The sequence below is a fragment of the Streptomyces sindenensis genome, assembly GCF_014649035.1.
In the GTDB taxonomy this organism is placed as follows: Bacteria; Actinomycetota; Actinomycetes; order Streptomycetales; family Streptomycetaceae; genus Streptomyces; species Streptomyces sindenensis.
This window is the reverse complement of sequence record NZ_BMSG01000001.1, coordinates 667960-685401: the sequence shown is the minus strand read 5'-3', so window position 1 is coordinate 685401 and position 17442 is coordinate 667960. Positions and strand designations below refer to the sequence as shown.

Annotated in this window: 20 protein-coding genes and 3 tRNA genes; 16 read left to right on the top strand and 7 right to left on the bottom strand. The window is 70.2% G+C overall.

Annotation, left to right across the window (positions count from 1 at the left end; genetic code table 11):
- Positions 1-12 precede the first annotated feature (12 nt).
- The 5 genes from IE145_RS03105 to IE145_RS03085 all read right to left on the bottom strand — a co-directional run bounded on the left by IE145_RS03105 (position 13) and on the right by IE145_RS03085 (position 4298).
- Complete coding sequence (locus tag IE145_RS03105) at positions 13-672, bottom strand: alpha-ketoglutarate-dependent dioxygenase AlkB family protein (RefSeq protein ID WP_189518652.1); 660 nt, start codon at positions 670-672, stop codon at positions 13-15.
- A gap of 44 nt (positions 673-716) precedes the next feature.
- Positions 717-1292, bottom strand: a complete 576-nt coding sequence (locus IE145_RS03100; protein WP_189518492.1) for a methylated-DNA--[protein]-cysteine S-methyltransferase — start codon at positions 1290-1292, stop codon at positions 717-719.
- Between the two features lie 227 nt (positions 1293-1519).
- Positions 1520-2008 (bottom strand): YajQ family cyclic di-GMP-binding protein, encoded by a 489-nt coding sequence (locus tag IE145_RS03095; RefSeq protein ID WP_010056669.1) that lies wholly within the window; start codon positions 2006-2008, stop codon positions 1520-1522.
- Between the two features lie 303 nt (positions 2009-2311).
- The gene (locus tag IE145_RS03090; protein ID WP_189518490.1) at positions 2312-2968 is read right to left on the bottom strand and encodes an SDR family oxidoreductase; all 657 of its coding nucleotides are present in this window, start codon (positions 2966-2968) and stop codon (positions 2312-2314) included.
- 34 nt (positions 2969-3002) lie between these two features.
- On the bottom strand, positions 3003-4298 hold the full coding sequence (locus tag IE145_RS03085; RefSeq protein WP_189518488.1) for an amidohydrolase family protein: 1296 nt from the start codon (positions 4296-4298) through the stop codon (positions 3003-3005).
- A gap of 255 nt (positions 4299-4553) precedes the next feature.
- On the opposite strand from IE145_RS03085, the gene IE145_RS03080 reads away from it, so the two are divergent.
- From IE145_RS03080 to IE145_RS03045, 8 genes are all read left to right on the top strand, one after another.
- Positions 4554-4626 (top strand) — tRNA-Thr (locus IE145_RS03080).
- A 45-nt stretch (positions 4627-4671) separates the two neighbouring features.
- Positions 4672-4744: transfer RNA gene (locus tag IE145_RS03075), tRNA-Met, on the top strand.
- Between the two features lie 88 nt (positions 4745-4832).
- Complete coding sequence (gene rpmG / locus IE145_RS03070) at positions 4833-4997, top strand: 50S ribosomal protein L33 (protein ID WP_003956487.1); 165 nt, start codon at positions 4833-4835, stop codon at positions 4995-4997.
- 148 nt (positions 4998-5145) lie between these two features.
- On the top strand, positions 5146-5598 hold the full coding sequence (locus IE145_RS03065; RefSeq protein ID WP_189518486.1) for a MaoC family dehydratase N-terminal domain-containing protein: 453 nt from the start codon (positions 5146-5148) through the stop codon (positions 5596-5598).
- A complete protein-coding gene (locus IE145_RS03060; protein ID WP_189518484.1) occupies positions 5598-6026 on the top strand; it encodes a MaoC family dehydratase in 429 nt (142 codons plus the stop codon). Before IE145_RS03065 ends, IE145_RS03060 begins: the two co-directional genes overlap by 1 nt.
- A 213-nt stretch (positions 6027-6239) precedes the next feature.
- Complete coding sequence (locus IE145_RS03055) at positions 6240-6788, top strand: TetR/AcrR family transcriptional regulator (protein ID WP_189518650.1); 549 nt, start codon at positions 6240-6242, stop codon at positions 6786-6788.
- A gap of 110 nt (positions 6789-6898) precedes the next feature.
- Positions 6899-8374 carry an MFS transporter gene (locus IE145_RS03050; RefSeq protein ID WP_189518647.1) on the top strand — a complete coding sequence of 492 codons (1476 nt, stop codon included), beginning with the start codon at positions 6899-6901 and terminating at the stop codon, positions 8372-8374.
- A 71-nt stretch (positions 8375-8445) separates the two neighbouring features.
- Positions 8446-9501, top strand: coding sequence for a UDP-N-acetylmuramate dehydrogenase (locus IE145_RS03045; protein ID WP_189518482.1), 1056 nt, complete (start codon positions 8446-8448; stop codon positions 9499-9501).
- A gap of 104 nt (positions 9502-9605) precedes the next feature.
- On the opposite strand, the gene IE145_RS03040 is transcribed toward IE145_RS03045, so the two are convergent.
- Together IE145_RS03040 and IE145_RS03035 are read right to left on the bottom strand one after the other, a co-directional pair.
- Positions 9606-10619, bottom strand: coding sequence for an adenosine deaminase (locus IE145_RS03040; protein ID WP_189518480.1), 1014 nt, complete (start codon positions 10617-10619; stop codon positions 9606-9608).
- A 139-nt stretch (positions 10620-10758) separates the two neighbouring features.
- A complete protein-coding gene (locus tag IE145_RS03035; protein ID WP_189518478.1) occupies positions 10759-11985 on the bottom strand; it encodes a pyridoxal phosphate-dependent aminotransferase in 1227 nt (408 codons plus the stop codon).
- Between the two features lie 213 nt (positions 11986-12198).
- On the opposite strand from IE145_RS03035, the gene IE145_RS03030 reads away from it, so the two are divergent.
- The 8 genes from IE145_RS03030 to rplL all read left to right on the top strand — a co-directional run bounded on the left by IE145_RS03030 (position 12199) and on the right by rplL (position 17367).
- Positions 12199-12271 (top strand) — tRNA-Trp (locus tag IE145_RS03030).
- A gap of 106 nt (positions 12272-12377) precedes the next feature.
- The gene (secE, locus tag IE145_RS03025; protein WP_010071801.1) at positions 12378-12665 is read left to right on the top strand and encodes a preprotein translocase subunit SecE; all 288 of its coding nucleotides are present in this window, start codon (positions 12378-12380) and stop codon (positions 12663-12665) included.
- A 73-nt stretch (positions 12666-12738) separates the two neighbouring features.
- The gene (nusG, locus tag IE145_RS03020; RefSeq protein ID WP_189518476.1) at positions 12739-13575 is read left to right on the top strand and encodes a transcription termination/antitermination protein NusG; all 837 of its coding nucleotides are present in this window, start codon (positions 12739-12741) and stop codon (positions 13573-13575) included.
- A gap of 177 nt (positions 13576-13752) precedes the next feature.
- Positions 13753-14187 (top strand): 50S ribosomal protein L11, encoded by a 435-nt coding sequence (rplK, locus tag IE145_RS03015; RefSeq protein ID WP_006126872.1) that lies wholly within the window; start codon positions 13753-13755, stop codon positions 14185-14187.
- 80 nt (positions 14188-14267) lie between these two features.
- The gene (gene rplA, locus IE145_RS03010) at positions 14268-14990 is read left to right on the top strand and encodes a 50S ribosomal protein L1 (protein WP_006126873.1); all 723 of its coding nucleotides are present in this window, start codon (positions 14268-14270) and stop codon (positions 14988-14990) included.
- Between the two features lie 172 nt (positions 14991-15162).
- Positions 15163-16068 carry an SCO4651 family lipoprotein gene (locus IE145_RS03005; RefSeq protein ID WP_189518474.1) on the top strand — a complete coding sequence of 302 codons (906 nt, stop codon included), beginning with the start codon at positions 15163-15165 and terminating at the stop codon, positions 16066-16068.
- Positions 16069-16341: 273 nt separating this feature from the next.
- Positions 16342-16899 carry a 50S ribosomal protein L10 gene (gene rplJ / locus IE145_RS03000; protein ID WP_189518472.1) on the top strand — a complete coding sequence of 186 codons (558 nt, stop codon included), beginning with the start codon at positions 16342-16344 and terminating at the stop codon, positions 16897-16899.
- A gap of 84 nt (positions 16900-16983) precedes the next feature.
- Positions 16984-17367 carry a 50S ribosomal protein L7/L12 gene (gene rplL / locus IE145_RS02995; protein WP_189518469.1) on the top strand — a complete coding sequence of 128 codons (384 nt, stop codon included), beginning with the start codon at positions 16984-16986 and terminating at the stop codon, positions 17365-17367.
- The last annotated feature ends 75 nt before the right edge of the window (positions 17368-17442 follow it).

Below are 17442 nucleotides of genomic sequence, written 5' to 3'. Positions count from 1 at the left end.
AGCCCCGCTGCCTCACGCGTCCCCCGACGCCATCCCGGTCTCCCGCAACGTCAGGTTCAACCGGCCGGCCCGCAGCCCCGCTGCCGGGTCGGCCGTTCCCGCGTACACCTTCGGCACCCCGTGGTACGCGAACCGCGACGGCCCGCCGAAGACGAACAGATCCCCGGACGCCAACTCCACGTCCGTGTACGGTCGGCCGCGTCCCTCCGTGTTCCCGAAGCGGAACACACACCTCGCCCCGATGCTCAACGACACCACAGGAGCGCCCGACCGCTCCTCCTTGTCCTGATGCATCCCCATGCGCGCGGCGTCGTCGTAGAAGTTGATCAGAGCGGTGTCCGGAGCGAACGCCCGTGCCGCGTCCTCGTCCCCGTACGCCTCCGCCACCGCCGCCCGCCCCAGATCGCCCAGCCAGTCCGGGAACGCGGCCACCCGGGCCCCGTTCACATCGTCAGCCGTACGCGCGTACCTGTACGGCTGCCAGTGCCAGCCCAGGCACACCGTCCGCACCGACATCACCCCGCCGCTCGGCAGCACCGTGTGCCGGAACGGGACCGGCCCCCGCGCCCACTGACGGCACGCCACCACCAACTCCGCCCGCCGCTCCACCGAAAGCCACTCCGGCACATGAACGGCCCCCGGCGCCACGACCGTACGCGGCCGCCGGAACAGACCGTCGGCGGAGGAACCCTCGGAGGGCGAAGGCGGCGTGGGCGTCACGGCTCGGACCGCCTTGCCCCGCCCTCCAGCCCCAGCAGCAGCTTCTTCCGCTCCAGCCCGCCCGCATAGCCCCGCAGCGCCCCGTCCGCCCCGATCACCCGGTGGCACGGCCGTACGACCAGCAGCGGATTGCGCCCGATCGCCGTGCCCACCGCCCGCACCCCGGCGCCCGAGGCGCCGACCTGTGCCGCGACCTCCCCGTACGACACCGTGCTCCCGTACGGGATCGACTCCAGCACCGCCCAGACCCGCCGCTGGAACTCCGTGCCCAGGCCCTCGGCCACCGGCACCTCGAATCGCGTCGAACGCCCCGCGAAGTACGCCTCCAGCTGCCGGGCGATCTCCGCGAACGCCTCGGGGGCGTGCCGCCAGCCGTCCTGGACGACCGCGCCGCCCTTCTGGCCGGGCACGGACAACGAACGCAGCCGGACACCTCCGGGCCCGTCGGCCCCGGCCGCTCCGCCGGCCCCACCCGGATCAGGCCCGTCCGCCACCGCCACCGCCGGCTCCTCGCCGACCAGCAGCAACTCGCCCAACGGGCTCTCCACCCGCGCGTACACCGTCGTCGTCATGCCTTCTCACTTCCCCGGTCCGTACGGCCAGTCTGCGCCGGTCCGCCCACCACCACCGGCGGTATTCGGACATCGCATCCGCACGCCCCGCAGGCCCCGCACACCCCACACGCCCCATGCGCCCCGCGGACTCCGCACGACCACACGGGCCACCAACGCGAAGAGGCACGCCGTCGAGGTCGGCCTCGGCGGTGTGCCCCGTTGCGTGCGGCAGTCGGCTGCCGTGACTACCGGTAGTTCACGAACTGGATCGCGAACTCGAAGTCCTTGCCCTTCAGCAGCGCCTGAACGGCCTGGAGGTCGTCCCGGCTCTTCGAGCTGACGCGCAGCTCGTCACCCTGGACCTGGGCCTTGACGCCCTTCGGGCCCTCGTCGCGGATCGTCTTCGCCACCTTCTTGGCGTTCTCCTGGGAGATGCCTTCCTCGATCGTGGCGAAGATCTTGTACTCCTTGCCGGAGAGCTGCGGCTCACCGGCGTCCAGCGACTTCAGCGAGATGCCGCGCTTGATCAGCTTGGACTGGAAGATGTCGAGGATGGCCTTGACGCGCTCCTCGCCGTTCGCCTCCATCAGGATCTTCTCGCCCGACCACGAGATCGAGGCGCCCGTGCCCTTGAAGTCGTAACGCTGGGAGATCTCCTTGGCGGCCTGGTTGAGGGCGTTGTCGACCTCCTGCCGCTCGACCTTCGAGACGATGTCGAAACTGGAGTCGGCCATGACGTGTGGCTCCTTGCGTCGAATGTGCGTGGGGATACAGGCCAAAGCCTAGCCACCGCCGCACCCTCCGGGCGCTGATCAATGAGGTGGCGGAGCACCCCTGGCCATCAGGTATTGTTTACGTCGTCGCCAAGGAGCTCACCACGAGATCCAAGGCGTCGTTCGAGGCGGTGTGGCTCAGCCTACCCAGGTTCGAACCCTGGCGCCGCCACGCGAACGAAGCCCCCGACCGGTTCTCCGGTCGGGGGCTTTCTCGTTGTCCGAAGCCCGGCGAGGCGGCCCGCTTCAGCCACCCGCGAGCCCTCAGTTGCCCGCGACGTCCTTCACCGCCACCGTCACCGGCACGTTCCCGGAGATCGCCTCCAGGGTCAGGCCCGCCGTCGCCGGGGTGTCCAGCAGCTCCAGCAGTGTGGCCGCCACGTCGTCGCGGGGGATCGGGCCGCGGCCCGTGGAGGCGGCCAGGAGGACCTGGCCGGTGCCCGCGTCGTCGGTCAGCATGCCGGGGCGCAGGACCGTCCAGTCCAGTGCGGTGCGGGAGCGAACGGCCGCGTCGGCGGCGCCCTTGGCCCGCAGGTACACGTCGAAGACCTCGTCGCCGGGGTGGTCGGGGTCGGCACCCATCGAGGAGACGACGAGATAGCGGCGGACGCCCGCCGCCTCGGCCGCGTCGGCGAACAGCACGGCGGCGTCGCGGTCCACGGTGTCCTTGCGGGCGGTGCCGCTGTTCGGCCCGGCGCCCGCCGCGAAGACGGCCGCGTCCGCGCCGCGCAGCACCTCCGCGGTCTGCTCCACGGTGGCCGATTCGAGGTCCAGCACGACGGGTTCGGCGCCGGCGTCGGTCAGGTCCTGACTCTGTTGGGGGTTGCGGATGATCCCTACGGCTTCATCCCCGCGTGCGGCGAGCAGCCGCTCCAGCCGCAGTGCGATCTGTCCGTGTCCACCTGCGATGACAATGCGCATACCCCCGACCGTACGCCGGGGGGCGGGGTCGCGCTCAGTTCCTCGGCCCGGCGCCGGGGTCGGGCCGGCCCTGGCGCGGAAGTCCGCCGAGACCCGCGGCGGCGTCGGCGTCCGAGTCGCAGTACTCGCGTACGGCGCTGGTGCGGGCCACGATCCGGCCGCGGTGGATGACGATGCGGCTGTACGCGAGGGAGAGCGCCGCGGCGAGCCGTTCGCCGCGTACGGCGAGGAGTTCGGCCGGGAAGCCCGCCTCGACGCGCACGTCGGGCAGGCCGAGGGCGGCGCGGGCGCCGGTGGAGACCAGGGCGTACGCCTGCTCGGCGCGCAGCCCTGTCTGCGAGGCGAGGAGGTAGGCGGCTTCGAGCGGATCGCCGCGGCCGACCGGATTGGCCGTGTCCCGCAGCGCGCCGCTGCCCGCGGTGACGTGCACACCGGCGGAGCGCAGGAGGCGTACGGGGGCGGTCGTACGGCGCTCGGAACCGGCGCAGCCGCCCTGGGGCAGGCAGACCACGGTGATCCCGGCGGCGGCGAGCCGGTCGGCGGCGCGGGCCGCGGCGTCCAGGGGCAGGTGGGCCAGACCGGCGCAGGGGCCGAGGGCGACGCCGGGGCGCAGGCCCGCGGCCATCGCGGCGAGCCGGGCGAGCCGGGCGGGGTCGTCGGCGTCGGTGTGCAGGTCCACGGGGCAGCCGTACTCGGCGGCGATCTCCAGGACGGCCTCGGTGTAGCCCGTCGGGTCGGGGTCGAGGTCGGGGCAGCCGCCGACGACGGCCGCGCCCATCTTCACCGCGTCCCTCAGCATCGCGAGGCTGTCCGCTCCGGCGATGCCCGTGAGGAGCCGGGGAACCGCGACCGGCATCACGTCGGCGAGGCCGCGCAGGGCCCGTCGGGCCTGGAGGACGGCTTCGAGCGGGGCGAGGCCCTGGACGTCGCCGACGCGGACATGGGTGCGCAGGGCGGTGGCGCCGTGGCCCAGTTGGAGGAGTGCCGCCTCCGTGGCGCGGCGCTGGATGTCCTCGGCGCGGTGGGACGCGGGGCCCGGACTGTCGGGGCCCAGGCTGTCGGCCGTGAGGGCGGTGTCGCTGTGGGCGTGAGGTTCGGCCGGGGCGGGGAGCAGCAGATAGCCGCGCAGGTCGATCCGGGGGCCGCGGGCGGTGAGGCTGCCCGCGGTGCCGACGGCCTCGATCCGGCTGCCGCTGAGACGTACGTCCACGGCCCGGCCGTCGGCGAGGCGGGCACCGCCGAGGACGAGGGCGGGGGTGTCGGCGGTGGTGGCTGCGTCGGCGCTGTCGGGCGCGTTGTCGTCGGGCCGCCGTGGCTGGCTGTCAGGCATCGCGCTCCTGGGAGGGGTGCAAGATCACACGGAGTGACCACACCCTAGGGGCGTGCGGAGGCGGCTTCCGGGAGGAGCGGAATAGTCGTACCGGTGCGCCTGCCCCGGCCGCCGGCCGGGCCCGGCCCGGGTACGGACGCGTCCTGGATCAAGGCCTGATCAGGGGGTGTGGGAGGCCCCGGACGAGGGGCCGGAGGAGGCGGCACAAACGGATTTGGGCAACCGGCCGGGGACCGTGTAATGTCTTCATCGCTCGCCCCAATAGCTCAGTCGGTAGAGCGTCTCCATGGTAAGGAGAAGGTCTGCGGTTCGATTCCGCATTGGGGCTCTGGTGATCGGGAAACCCCGCTTCGGCGGGGGGACTCGTCATCAAAGCGGTGTAGCTCAGTCGGTAGAGCAAGCGGCTCATAATCGCTGTGTCACCGGTTCAAGTCCGGTCACCGCTACTAACGGTAGCCGATTGTTGGGTCGGTCCTTCGATCGGCTACCCTTTTATGCGTTCATCCGTCCAACGTCCGTCCAAGGAGCACTCACGTGGCTGCCACCGACGTCCGCCCGAAGATCACGCTGGCCTGCGTGGAGTGCAAGGAGCGGAACTACATCACCAAGAAGAACCGGCGTAACAACCCGGACCGTCTTGAGATGAAGAAGCACTGCCCGCGCTGCAACTCGCACACCGCGCACCGCGAAACGCGCTGAATCAGGCTCGTACACGAGGCCGTCCCCTCTGGGGGCGGCCTCGTGTCGTTGTATGGGGTTCGCTGTACGGGGCCGCTCCCCGTGCGGCGAGCGTGCCCTCATTCGTCTTTCACCAGTTTCACCAGGTTTCTCAGGAGGTAGCGAGCTCATGGCGCTCGACCAGTCCTTCGTGGGGCGGACCTATCCGCCCACTCCGGCGTACGAGGTCGGCCGGGAGAAGATCCGCGAGTTCGCCGAGGCGGTGGGGGACACCCACCCGGCGTACGTCGACCCGGAGGCAGCCCGTGCGCTCGGTCACGCCGATGTGATCGCGCCGCCCACGTTCGTCTTCTCGATCACCTATCGGGCCGCCGGGGAGGTGGTGCAGGACCCGCAGCTGGGCCTGGACTACAGCCGCGTGGTCCACGGGGACCAGAAGTTCAGTTACGTGCGTCCGGTGCGGGCGGGGGACCGGCTGACGGTCACGTCGACGATCGAGAGCATCAAGTCCCTGGCGGGCAACGACGTTCTCGACATTCGCGGTGATGTCCACGACGAGGCCGGCGAGCTGGTGGTCACGGCGGTCACGAAGCTGGTGGCGCGCGCCGCCGAGGAGGCGTGATGACGGCGAAGGTCTCTTACGGGTCGGTCGAGGTCGGCACCGAGCTGCCGGCGCAGTCGTTCCCGGTGACGCGGGCCACGCTCGTGCAGTACGCGGGCGCCTCGGGCGACTTCAACCCGATCCACTGGAACGAGAAGTTCGCGCGCGAGGTCGGGCTGCCGGACGTGATCGCGCACGGCATGTTCACGATGGCCGAGGCGATCCGGGTGGTGACGGACTGGGCCGGCGACCCGGGTGCGGTCGTCGACTACGGAGTGCGGTTCACCAAGCCGGTCGTCGTGCCCAACGACGACAAGGGTGCGCTGATCGAGGTCAGCGGCAAGGTCGCGGCGTTGCTGGACGAGAACCTGGTCCGGGTGGACCTGGTCGCCCTGTGCGACGGCAAGAAGGTGCTGGGGATGTCCCGGGCCGTGGTCCGGCTCGCCTGAGGCGCACCGGCACGGTGGTCGGAGTCGAGGGGCGTTCCTCCCGCAGGAGGAGCGCCCCTCGCTCCTGTCCGTGCACGCCGGGCAGGGGAGGCCCCTCGCTCCTGTCCGTGCGCGCCGGGCGTTGCCCGTCCGGTCGCGCCGGGCCCCTGCCGTCCAGGTTGCCGGGCCCTTGCCAACAAAGTTATTGAGTAATAACTTACTTCCATGGCAAGGATGAGTGCGGAAGAGCGGCGCGAGAGCGTCGTCCGGGCGGCGATCACCGAGTTCGCCCGTGGTGGGTACAACGCGACGTCCACCGAGGTGATCGCCCGGCGGGTCGGCGTCTCGCAGCCGTACCTCTTCCGGCTCTTCCCGAACAAGCAGGCCATCTTCCTCGCCGCCGCCGAGCGCTGCCTGGAGGAGACCCGGCGGGTCCTCGCGGCGGCTTCAAAGGGGCTGGAGGGGGAGGAGGCGCTGAGCGCCATGGCCGAGGCGTACCAGCGGCTGATCGTCGAGGACGGCGAGAAGCTGATGATGCAGATGCAGTCGTACGCGGCCGTCGCCGCGGCCGAGGCCGCGGGTGATCGCGCGTTCGGAGAGCCGCTGCGGGCCGCGTGGGAGCGGATGTGGGGCGACGTTCACCTCGCGCTCGGCGCGGACGAGAACGAGACGACGTCGTTCCTGGCGTACGGGATGCTCATCAACACGCTCGCCTCGCTGGGCTTTCCGGCCGATCATCGCGCCTGGTCGGGGTTCCACATCTCGTCCAGGCCCGCCGAGTGAACCGGTCGTCCCGGGCTCGTCCGGTGAGCCCGGGACGCCCGGTTTGCTGTCCGCAGAAGTTAGTGGTCAATAACTAATCAGCAGGGGGAGACATGCCAGCAGGGGGAGACATGCACGAGCGGCACGGCACGGCAGACCGCGGGGGAACGGTCTGGGTCCTCGTCATCACCAGCGTGGCCGCGTTCATGGCGGCCCTCGACAACCTCGTCGTCACCACCGCCCTCCCCTCCATCCGGGAGAGCCTCGGCGGCGGCCTGGAGGAGCTGGAGTGGACGGTGAACGCGTACACCCTGACCTTCGCCGTGCTGCTCATGCTCGGGGCCGCGCTCGGCGACCGGTACGGCAGGCGGCGGCTGTTCATGGCCGGGCTCGCCGTCTTCACGGCCGCCTCCGCCGCCGCGGCCCTCTCCCCGGGCATCGAGGAGCTCATCGCGTTCCGGGCGGTCCAGGGCGTGGGAGCGGCGATCATGATGCCGCTGACGCTCACCCTGATCGGCCACACCGTGCCGCCCGAGCGGCGGGGGGCGGCCCTCGGCGTCTTCGGCGCGGTGACCGGGGTGGCGGTCGCCGGCGGCCCGCTGATCGGCGGCGCGCTGACCGAGCACATCTCCTGGCAGTGGATCTTCTGGCTGAACGTGCCGATCGGTCTGGTGCTGCTGCCGCTGGCCCGCCTGCGGCTCACGGAGTCGTACGCCCCGAAGGCGCCCCTGGACATCCGCGGCACGGTCCTGGTCAGCGCCGGCCTCTTCGGGATCGTCTACGCACTGGTCAACACCGCGAGCCACGGGTGGACCAGTCCTCTCGTCCTGACCGGCCTGATCGCGGGGACGGCGCTCCTCGGGCTGTTCGTGCGCCACGGACTGCGGGCGGAGAACCCGATGCTGCCGATGCGGCTGTTCCGCGGCCGGGCCTTCCTCGGGATCAACGCCGCGAGCCTGCTGATGTTCTTCGGGATGTTCGGATCGATCTTCCTGCTCAGCCAGTTCCTCCAGAACGGCCTCGGCCACTCGCCCACCGAGGCCGGACTGCGGATGCTGCCCTGGACCGCGATGCCGATCCTCGTGGCACCCCTGGCCGGACATCTCTCCGACCGTTTCGGGGGCCGTCCGGTCGTGGTCACCGGGCTCGCGCTCCAGGCCGTCGGGCTCGCCCTGTTCGCCCTGATCGTCGAACCCGGGGTCGGCTACCCCGTCCAGCTCCCCGCACTGATCATCGGAGGCGTCGGCATGGCGATGTACTTCGCGCCCGCCGCGAGCCTGGTGCTCTCCAGCGTCCGGCCCGCCGAACAGGGCATCGCCTCCGGCGCCAACAACGCTCTGCGGGAGGTCGGCGGGGCGCTCGGAGTCTCCGTCCTCGCCGCCGTCTTCGCCGCACAGGGCGGCTACGGTTCACCCCGGCTGTTCGCGGACGGCACGATGCCCGCCCTCTGGATCGGGGCCGGTGCGGTCGCCCTGGGCGCACTCGTCGCGCTCCTGATCCCGGGCCGCCGCGGCGTCGGCCGGCCCACCCCGGAACCCGCCGCACCCGGCCCGGTGGAGCCGGAGCGGGGCAGGCCGGGGCAGGAGCCGCGGGCCGTGGCCGCCTGAGCCGCCCGACCCCGGCGTACGGTCCGTGGCCCCGCACGAGCGGCGGCGCCACGGACCGTACCCTTGTCCCCGTGCAGGAACTCCACGACGCTCCCCTCGCCCCCCTGACCACCTTCCGGCTCGGCGGCCCCGCCGCCCGGCTGCTGACCGCCACGACCGACGCCGAGGTGATCGCCGCCGTCCGCGAGGCCGATGCGAGCGGTACCCCCCTGCTGGTCATCGGCGGCGGCTCCAACCTGGTCATCGGGGACAAGGGCTTCGACGGCACCGCGCTGCGCATCGCCACGGAGGGCTTCGAGCTCTCCGGCACGTCGCTGGAGCTGGCGGCCGGAGAGGTGTGGACCGATGCCGTCGCCCGGACCGTCGAGGCGGGCCTCGCCGGCATCGAGTGCCTGGCGGGCATCCCCGGATCCGCGGGCGCGACACCCATCCAGAACGTCGGCGCGTACGGACAGGAGGTGTCCTCCACGATCACGGAGGTCGTCGCCTACGACCGGCGCGCCGGGGAGACCGTGACCATTCCGAACACGGAGTGCGCGTTCTCGTACCGCCACAGTCGCTTCAAGTCCGAACCCGACCGGTTCGTGGTGTTGCGTGTCCGATTCGAGCTGGAAGATGCGAACGGGCTTTCCGCGCCCCTCAAGTACCCCGAAACGGCCAGGGCCATGGGCGTCGAGCAGGGCGACCGGGTGCCGCTGTCCGCCGCCCGCGAGACCGTCCTGCGGCTGCGCGCGGGCAAGGGCATGGTGCTGGACCCGGAGGACCACGACACCTGGTCCGCGGGGTCCTTCTTCACCAACCCGATCCTCGGACCGGCCGCCTTCGAGGACTTTCTCGGCCGGGTCCACGAACGCCTCGGGCCGGACGTGACGCCCCCGGCGTTCCCCGCCGAGGACGGCCGGACCAAGACCTCGGCGGCCTGGCTGATCGACCGGGCCGGATTCACCAAGGGGTACGGCAGCGGCCCCGCCCGGATCTCCACCAAGCACACCCTCGCCCTCACCAACCGGGGTGCGGCCACCACCGAGGACCTCCTCGCCCTGGCCCGCGAGGTCGTCGCCGGGGTGCACGCGGCCTTCGGCGTCACGCTGGTCAACGAGCCGGTGACGGTGGGCGTCAGCCTGTAGGGCCTGTGGGGGCGACGCGACGGGCGTACGCGCTCAGTACGCGACGCCCACGCCCTGCCGCACGCCCGCCGGGCCGTCTGCCGCCCGCACGCCGCTGGGCAAGATCAGTTGGCCAGCCAGTCGTCGATCCCGGACAGCAGCTTCTCCCGTACGTCCACGGGGGCCGCCGATCCGCGCACCGACTGGCGGGCCAGCTCGGCCAGCTCCGCGTCGGTGAAGCCGTGGTGGCGGCGGACCAGGCCGTACTGGTCGGCCAGCCGCGAACCGAACAGCAGCGGATCGTCCGCTCCCAGCGCCATCGGCACGCCCGCGTCGAACAGGGTGCGCAGGGGGACATCGGCGGGCTTCTCGTAGACCCCGAGCGCCACATTGGACGACGGGCACACCTCGCAGGTGACCTGCCGCTCGGCGAGCCTGCGCAGCAGCCGGGGGTCCTCGGCCGCCCGGACGCCGTGGCCGATCCGCGAGGCGTCCAGGTCGTCGAGGCAGTCGCGCACGCTGGAGGGCCCCGAGAGCTCCCCGCCGTGCGGAGCCGCCAGCAGACCGCCGTCCCGGGCGATGGCGAAGGCCCTGTCGAAGTCGCGGGCCATCCCGCGCCGCTCGTCGTTGGAGAGCCCGAAGCCGACGACGCCCCGGTCCGCGTACCGCACGGCGAGCCGGGCCAGCGTGCGGGCGTCCAGCGGGTGCTTCATCCGGTTGGCGGCGATCACCACGCGCATGTCCAGGCCGGTGTCCCGGGAGGCGCTGTCCACGGCGTCCAGGATGATCTCGATGGCCGGGATCAGCCCGCCGAGCAGCGGGGCGTACGAGGTGGGGTCGACCTGGATCTCCAGCCAGCCGGAGCCGTCCGCGACGTCCTCCTGGGCGCTCTCCAGCACCAGGCGCTGGATGTCCTCGGGGGACCGCAGGCAGGACCGGGCGATGTCGTAGAGCCGCTGGAAACGGAACCAGCCGCGCTCGTCGGTCGCCCGCAGTTTGGGGGGCTCGCCGCCGGTCAGGGCGTCGGGGAGATGGACCCCGTACTTGTCGGCGAGTTCGAGCAGGGTGGTGGGCCGCATCGACCCGGTGAAGTGCAGGTGCAGGTGGGCCTTGGGCAACAGACGTACATCACGCTCCATTGGAAGATCCTGCCGCACGGGCGGGCCGGAGCGGTAGCCGCTTTCCCCTTCCGGGGGCCGCTCGAACAAAAAAGTGCCCCCGGCCGGAGGGGGTTCCGGCGGCCGGGGGCACTCTTCGTCAGCGGGTGGCGCGGGCTTCTCAGGCCTTGGCCTCGCCCAGCAGCTTCTGGATCCGCGAGACGCCCTCGATCAGGTCGTTGTCGCCCAGCGCGTAGGAAAGCCGCAGGTAGCCGGGGGTGCCGAAGGCCTCCCCGGGCACCACGGCGACCTCCGCCTCGTCCAGGATCAGGGCGGCCAGCTCGACCGTGGTGGCCGGGCGCTTGCCGCGGATCTCCTTGCCCAGCAGGTCCTTCACCGCGGGGTAGGCGTAGAACGCGCCCTCGGGCTCCGGGCAGAAGACGCCGTCGATCTCGTTGAGCATCCGCACGATGAGGTTGCGGCGGCGGTCGAAGGCGGTGCGCATCTCGGCGACGGCGTCCAGCGGGCCGGAGACGGCCGCGAGCGCGGCGACCTGGGCGACGTTGGAGACGTTGGAGGTGGCGTGCGACTGGAGGTTGGTCGCGGCCTTGACGACGTCCTTGGGGCCGATGATCCAGCCCACCCGCCAGCCGGTCATCGCGTACGTCTTGGCGACGCCGTTGACGACGATGCACTTGTCGCGCAGCTCGGGGACGATCGCCGGGAGCGAGGTGAAGGTCGCGTCGCCGTAGACGAGGTGCTCGTAGATCTCGTCGGTCAGGACCCACAGGCCGTGCTCGACGGCCCAGCGGCCGATCGCCTCGGCGTCGGCCTCGCTGTAGACCGCGCCGGTCGGGTTGGACGGCGAGACGAACAGGACGACCTTGGTCTTCTCGGTGCGCGCGGCCTCCAGCTGCTCGACGGAGACCCGGTAGCCGGTGGTCTCGTCGGCGACGACCTCGACCGGGACACCGCCGGCGAGCCGGATCGACTCGGGGTAGGTGGTCCAGTACGGGGCCGGGACGATGACCTCGTCGCCCGGGTCGAGGATCGCGGCGAAGGCCTCATAGATGGCCTGCTTGCCGCCGTTGGTCACCAGGATCTGACTGGCGTCGACCTCGTAGCCGGAATCGCGCAGGGTCTTCTCCGCGATGGCGGCCTTGAGCTCGGGGAGCCCGCCCGCGGGGGTGTAGCGGTGGTACCTCGGGTTGCGGCAGGCCTCGACCGCGGCGTCGACGATGTAGTCGGGCGTCGGGAAGTCGGGCTCGCCGGCCCCGAAGCCGATCACCGGACGCCCGGCGGCCTTCAGGGCCTTGGCCTTGGCGTCGACGGCGAGGGTCGCGGACTCGGAGATCGCGCCGATGCGGGCGGAAACCCGGCGCTCGGACGGTGAAGTTGCAGCGCTCATGGCCCCATGCTCGCAGACCGCGAAAGCCGTCGGCGCAGGGGTTTCATGGACCGGACAGGACCTGGACAGCATCCGGACAGGACCGGTCGGTAGTTGTCTGTTCGACGCAGCGGCCCTGAGCACGTACACTCACCTGTCGTTGGCCTTCACCAGCCACACCGACATCGGCACCCGTTCACCGGGGAAGATGCGGTAGGTTGGTGGAAACCACCAAGGGTCGTAGCTCAATTGGTAGAGCACTGGTCTCCAAAACCAGCGGTTGGGGGTTCAAGTCCCTCCGGCCCTGCTACACACTCCTTCGCCAGGATGTGTGCGCATGTACGTACTTCATTGCACAGCCGTGCGGCTCCACCGGGCGCGGCACGGCCACGACCCGGAATCAGGTGAGTAGCGTGACGGACGCCGTGGGCTCCATCGACATGCCTGATGCCGATGATGAAGCTCCCGAGTCGAAGAAGAAGACTCGGAAGGGCGGCAAGCGCGGCAAGAAGGGCCCTCTGGGTCGGCTCGCGCTGTTCTACCGCCAGATCGTCGCAGAACTCCGTAAGGTTGTCTGGCCGACGCGTAGCCAGCTCACGACGTACACCTCCGTGGTGATCGTGTTCGTCGTCGTCATGATCGGTCTTGTTACCGTTCTCGACATGGGCTTCGCCCGGGTCGTCAAGTACGTCTTCGGCTGATCACGCGGAAGGCGTCGGACCCGGCGCACCTTTCGCACGTTCCACCCTTTGTATCCAGGAAGAAGCAGCCATCGTGTCTGACCCGAACCTGAACGACGCCGTCGAGCCCGAGGCCGGCGCCTCAGAGTCCGCCACGGACGAGCTCGACATCGTTGAGGCTGCTGACTCCGTGGAGCCGGACCAGGCCGAGGCCGTCGAGGGCGAGGACGCGGCGGTCGACGAGGCCGTCGAGGCCGTCGAGGAAGAGGCCGCCGAGGTCGCCGACGAGGAGGAGGCCGAGCCGGCCGCCCCCGTCGACCCCATCGCCGCCCTGCGCGACGAGCTCCGCACCCTCCCCGGCGAGTGGTACGTCATCCACACGTACGCCGGTTACGAGAAGCGCGTGAAGGCCAACCTGGAGCAGCGTGCCGTCTCGCTGAACGTGGAGGAGTTCATCTATCAGGCCGAGGTGCCTGAAGAGGAAATCGTCCAGATCAAGAACGGCGAGCGCAAGAACGTCCGGCAGAACAAGCTCCCCGGCTACGTGCTGGTGCGCATGGACCTGACGAACGAGTCCTGGGGCGTCGTGCGGAACACGCCGGGTGTCACCGGCTTCGTGGGCAACGCCTACGACCCGTACCCGCTGACCCTGGACGAGATCGTCAAGATGCTCGCCCCGGAGGCCGAGGAGAAGGCCGCCCGCGAGGCCGCCGAGGCCGAGGGCAAGCCGGCTCCCGCCCGCAAGGTCGAGGTCCAGGTGCTCGACTTCGAGGTCGGCGACTCGGTCACCGTCACCGACGGCCCGTTCGCCACGCTCCAGGCCACGATCAACGAGATCAACGCCGACTCGAAGAAGGTCAAGGGCCTCGTCGAGATCTTCGGCCGCGAGACCCCGGTCGAGCTGAGCTTCGACCAGATCCAGAAGAACTAGGCGCCTCCCGCCGCTTTCTGGACACATGCCTACCCAGCAGGTCAGAGGGGCTTCGCAGCCGCTCTGACCTGCTGGGTTTTTGGTCGCACAGCTATACCCGTTATCGTTGTGCGGTATGCCTCCATCCGGATGACCGGATCGGCGGCGAAACACTCTCACTAGGACCCGGAGAGAGCAATGCCTCCCAAGAAGAAGAAGGTCACGGGGCTTATCAAGCTCCAGATCAACGCCGGTGCGGCGAACCCGGCCCCGCCGGTCGGCCCCGCGCTCGGTCAGCACGGCGTCAACATCATGGAGTTCTGCAAGGCCTACAACGCCGCGACCGAGTCGCAGCGTGGCATGGTCGTGCCGGTGGAGATCACGGTCTACGAGGACCGCTCCTTCACCTTCGTCACGAAGACTCCGCCGGCCGCCAAGCTGATCCTCAAGGCCGCGGGTGTGGAGAAGGGCTCCGGCGAGCCGCACAAGACCAAGGTCGCCAAGCTGACGGCTGCCCAGGTCCGCGAGATCGCCACGACGAAGCTCCCCGACCTGAACGCCAATGACCTCGACGCCGCGTCGAAGATCATCGCCGGCACCGCCCGTTCCATGGGCATCACGGTCGAAGGCTGAGTCAGCCCCGTAACCCCCAGTGGTAGGACCAAGCGCTGGTCCGCACCACGACTCCACACTCTGAAACCACAGGAGCAGAAGTGAAGCGCAGCAAGAACCTCCGCGCTGCGGACGCCAAGATCGACCGGGAGCGCCTGTACGCCCCGCTCGAGGCCGTCCGTCTCGCCAAGGACACCGCCACCACGAAGTTCGACGGCACCGTCGAGGTCGCCTTCCGCCTGGGTGTTGACCCGCGCAAGGCCGACCAGATGGTCCGCGGCACCGTGAACCTCCCGCACGGCACCGGCAAGACCGCCCGGGTCCTGGTCTTCGCGACCGGTGACCGTGCTGCGGCCGCGGAAGCCGCCGGAGCCGACATCGTCGGCGCCGACGAGCTGATCGACGAGGTGGCCAAGGGTCGTCTGGACTTCGACGCCGTCGTCGCCACCCCGGACCTCATGGGCAAGGTCGGCCGCCTGGGCCGCGTGCTCGGTCCGCGTGGTCTGATGCCGAACCCGAAGACCGGCACCGTGACCCCCGATGTCGTCAAGGCTGTCAACGACATCAAGGGCGGAAAGATCGAGTTCCGCGTCGACAAGCACTCCAACCTGCACTTCATCATCGGCAAGGTCTCGTTCGACGAGACCAAGCTGGTGGAGAACTACGCAGCGGCGCTGGAGGAAGTCCTCCGTCTGAAGCCGTCCGCCGCCAAGGGCCGCTACATCAAGAAGGCCGCTCTGACGACCACGATGGGCCCCGGCATCCCGCTGGACGCCAACCGCACCCGCAACCTCCTCGTCGAGGAGGACCCGGCCGCCGTCTGAGCCCTCGTGCTCACCCGGTAGCCGCGGTCACGCGTGCACGGTGTGAACGGGCCCCGCAACCTTTCGAGGTGCGGGGCCCGTCCTCGTATCCGGAAGGCCCCACGCCTGTCAGTGCCCTGTGCCACTGTGGGCTGCTGGGGACGACGGACGATACGAGGGGTGGACCGACACCATGAGGACGAGCACGGCACGACGCACGGGTACGGCTCTCGCCGCCGTGGCGGCACTGACGTCGATGGCGGCCTGCAGTGGCTCCGACGGCGGCGGCGGCTCCGCGAAGGGCCGGGCGGACGCCGTCGCCAAGGCGAGCCCCGTGGCCGCGCTGAAGCAGGTGCAGCAGAAGACCGGCGGCGCCCAGTCCGCGAAGGTCGAGGGCACCACCGAGATGGGCAGCGCGATGTCCATGAAGCAGTCCGGGGTCATCGGCTGGGCCGACGGTCTCTCCGGCGCGCTCACCGTCACGTACACCGGCGGCACCATGGGCGAAGCCCTGAAGAAGGCCGGCGGCGACGGATCGGTCGAGGCGCGCTATTTCAAGGACGAGTACTACGCCAACGTGGGCGGCGGCATGGCGGCCAACACCGGAGGCAAGAACTGGATCCGGTATGCCTACAAGGACCTCGCCGAGCTGGGCGGCGCCTCCGGCGACGTCATGAAGGACCAGATCCAGAACAGCACGCCCGAGGAGGGCGTGAAGGCGCTCCTGGCCTCCGGCGACGTGGAGAAGGTCGGCCAGGAGGAGGTCCGCGGGGTCTCGGCCACGCACTACTCCGGCACGGTCGACGTGGCCGAGCTGACCGCGAAGAACAGCAACCTGGACGCGGAGCAGCTGGCCGCGTTCAAGGAGCAGCTGGCGCTCGCCGGGGTGACCACCCAGACCGTCGACATCTGGGTGGACGAGAACGACCTGCTGGTGAAGAAGACCGAGCGCGGCGAGATGAAGACCGGCACGTTCAACTCGACGCTCTTCTACAGCGACTACGGCACCGAGGTCCCCTCGCAGCGGCCGGAGGCCTCGGACACCGTGGACTTCAAGGAGCTGCTGAAGCAGGGCGTTGCCCCGGGCGGCGCCTCCTGACACCTCCCGCAAGGGACGAACAGGGACGGATTTGCTCCTCCCGCATCCGGTCGCGTATTCTCACCAAGAAGCCAAAGACCGCTGGTCGTCGCTGTGCCTCGTCAGAGGGACGGTGACCGAAGGTTCCGCTAGATCGGACGACCTGCGCAGGTGACTGTGGAACGCTCCCGGACTCTGTTCGGTCGAGCTGCGCCCTGGCACTTGTGCTGGGGCGTTTCGTCTTTCCCGGCCCCTTCTGAGCGGTCCTCATCACCCGGAAGGAGGCCGACGCTCATGGCAAGGCCCGACAAGGCTGCCGCGGTAGCCGAGCTGACGGACCAGTTCCGCAGCTCGAACGCCGCCGTGCTGACCGAGTACCGGGGTCTCACCGTGGCACAGCTCAAGGAGCTGCGCCGTTCGCTCGGTGAGAACGCCCAGTACGCCGTGGTGAAGAACACGCTGACCAAGATTGCGGCCAACGAGGCCGGGATCAACGCGCTGGACGACCTGTTCACGGGTCCGACGGCGGTTGCCTTCGTCACCGGTGACCCGGTGGAGTCGGCGAAGGGTCTTCGTGACTTCGCCAAGGACAACCCCAACCTCATCATCAAGGGCGGTGTCCTTGACGGTAAGGCGCTGTCCGCCGATGAGATCAAGAAGCTCGCGGACCTCGAGTCCCGCGAGGTTCTGCTCTCCAAGCTGGCCGGTGCTTTCAAGGGCAAGCAGACGCAGGCGGCGCAGGTCTTCCAGGCCCTGCCCTCCAAGTTCGTCCGCACCGCGGAAGCTCTTCGCGCCAAGAAGGAAGAGCAGGGCGGTGCCGGTACTCCGGCTCCCGCCGAGGCCGCCGAGTAATCACGCTCAGCGGTCCAGCGGGCTCCACGTACGCCCGCCGACATATACATCCGGCACCTGCCGAATAGTGGAAGGACGCCTGTCATGGCGAAGCTGTCCCAGGACGACCTGCTCGCGCAGTTCGAAGAGATGACCCTCATCGAGCTCTCCGAGTTCGTGAAGGCCTTCGAGGAGAAGTTCGACGTCACCGCCGCCGCGGCCGTCGCCGTCGCCGGCCCCGCCACGGGCGGCGCCCCGGCCGAGGCCGCTGTCGAGCAGGACGAGTTCGACGTCATCCTCACCGGCGCCGGCGAGAAGAAGATCCAGGTCATCAAGGTCGTGCGTGAGCTGACCTCGCTGGGTCTGAAGGAGGCCAAGGACCTCGTCGACGGCACCCCGAAGCCGGTCCTCGAGAAGGTCGCCAAGGAGGCCGCCGACAAGGCTGCCGAGTCCCTCAAGGCCGCCGGCGCTTCCGTCGAGGTCAAGTAACACCTCGGGAGTCCTCGGGACTCCCTGGGCACCTCTGGTGCCCGCGCCAAGGGCGATCACCCATCCGGGTGGTCG

Coding starts and splice junctions, on each gene's coding strand:
- IE145_RS03100 (WP_189518492.1), bottom strand. CDS start 1,292: ATGACGACGACGGTGTACGCGCGGGTGGAGAGCCCGTTGGGCGAGTTG.
- IE145_RS03095 (WP_010056669.1), bottom strand. CDS start 2,008: ATGGCCGACTCCAGTTTCGACATCGTCTCGAAGGTCGAGCGGCAGGAG.
- IE145_RS03090 (WP_189518490.1), bottom strand. CDS start 2,968: ATGCGCATTGTCATCGCAGGTGGACACGGACAGATCGCACTGCGGCTG.
- IE145_RS03085 (WP_189518488.1), bottom strand. CDS start 4,298: ATGCCTGACAGCCAGCCACGGCGGCCCGACGACAACGCGCCCGACAGC.
- IE145_RS03065 (WP_189518486.1), top strand. CDS start 5,146: ATGGCGCTCGACCAGTCCTTCGTGGGGCGGACCTATCCGCCCACTCCG.
- IE145_RS03060 (WP_189518484.1), top strand. CDS start 5,598: ATGACGGCGAAGGTCTCTTACGGGTCGGTCGAGGTCGGCACCGAGCTG.
- IE145_RS03055 (WP_189518650.1), top strand. CDS start 6,240: ATGAGTGCGGAAGAGCGGCGCGAGAGCGTCGTCCGGGCGGCGATCACC.
- IE145_RS03050 (WP_189518647.1), top strand. CDS start 6,899: ATGCACGAGCGGCACGGCACGGCAGACCGCGGGGGAACGGTCTGGGTC.
- IE145_RS03040 (WP_189518480.1), bottom strand. CDS start 10,619: ATGGAGCGTGATGTACGTCTGTTGCCCAAGGCCCACCTGCACCTGCAC.
- IE145_RS03035 (WP_189518478.1), bottom strand. CDS start 11,985: ATGAGCGCTGCAACTTCACCGTCCGAGCGCCGGGTTTCCGCCCGCATC.
- rplK (WP_006126872.1), top strand. CDS start 13,753: ATGCCTCCCAAGAAGAAGAAGGTCACGGGGCTTATCAAGCTCCAGATC.
- IE145_RS03005 (WP_189518474.1), top strand. CDS start 15,163: ATGAGGACGAGCACGGCACGACGCACGGGTACGGCTCTCGCCGCCGTG.
- rplJ (WP_189518472.1), top strand. CDS start 16,342: ATGGCAAGGCCCGACAAGGCTGCCGCGGTAGCCGAGCTGACGGACCAG.
- rplL (WP_189518469.1), top strand. CDS start 16,984: ATGGCGAAGCTGTCCCAGGACGACCTGCTCGCGCAGTTCGAAGAGATG.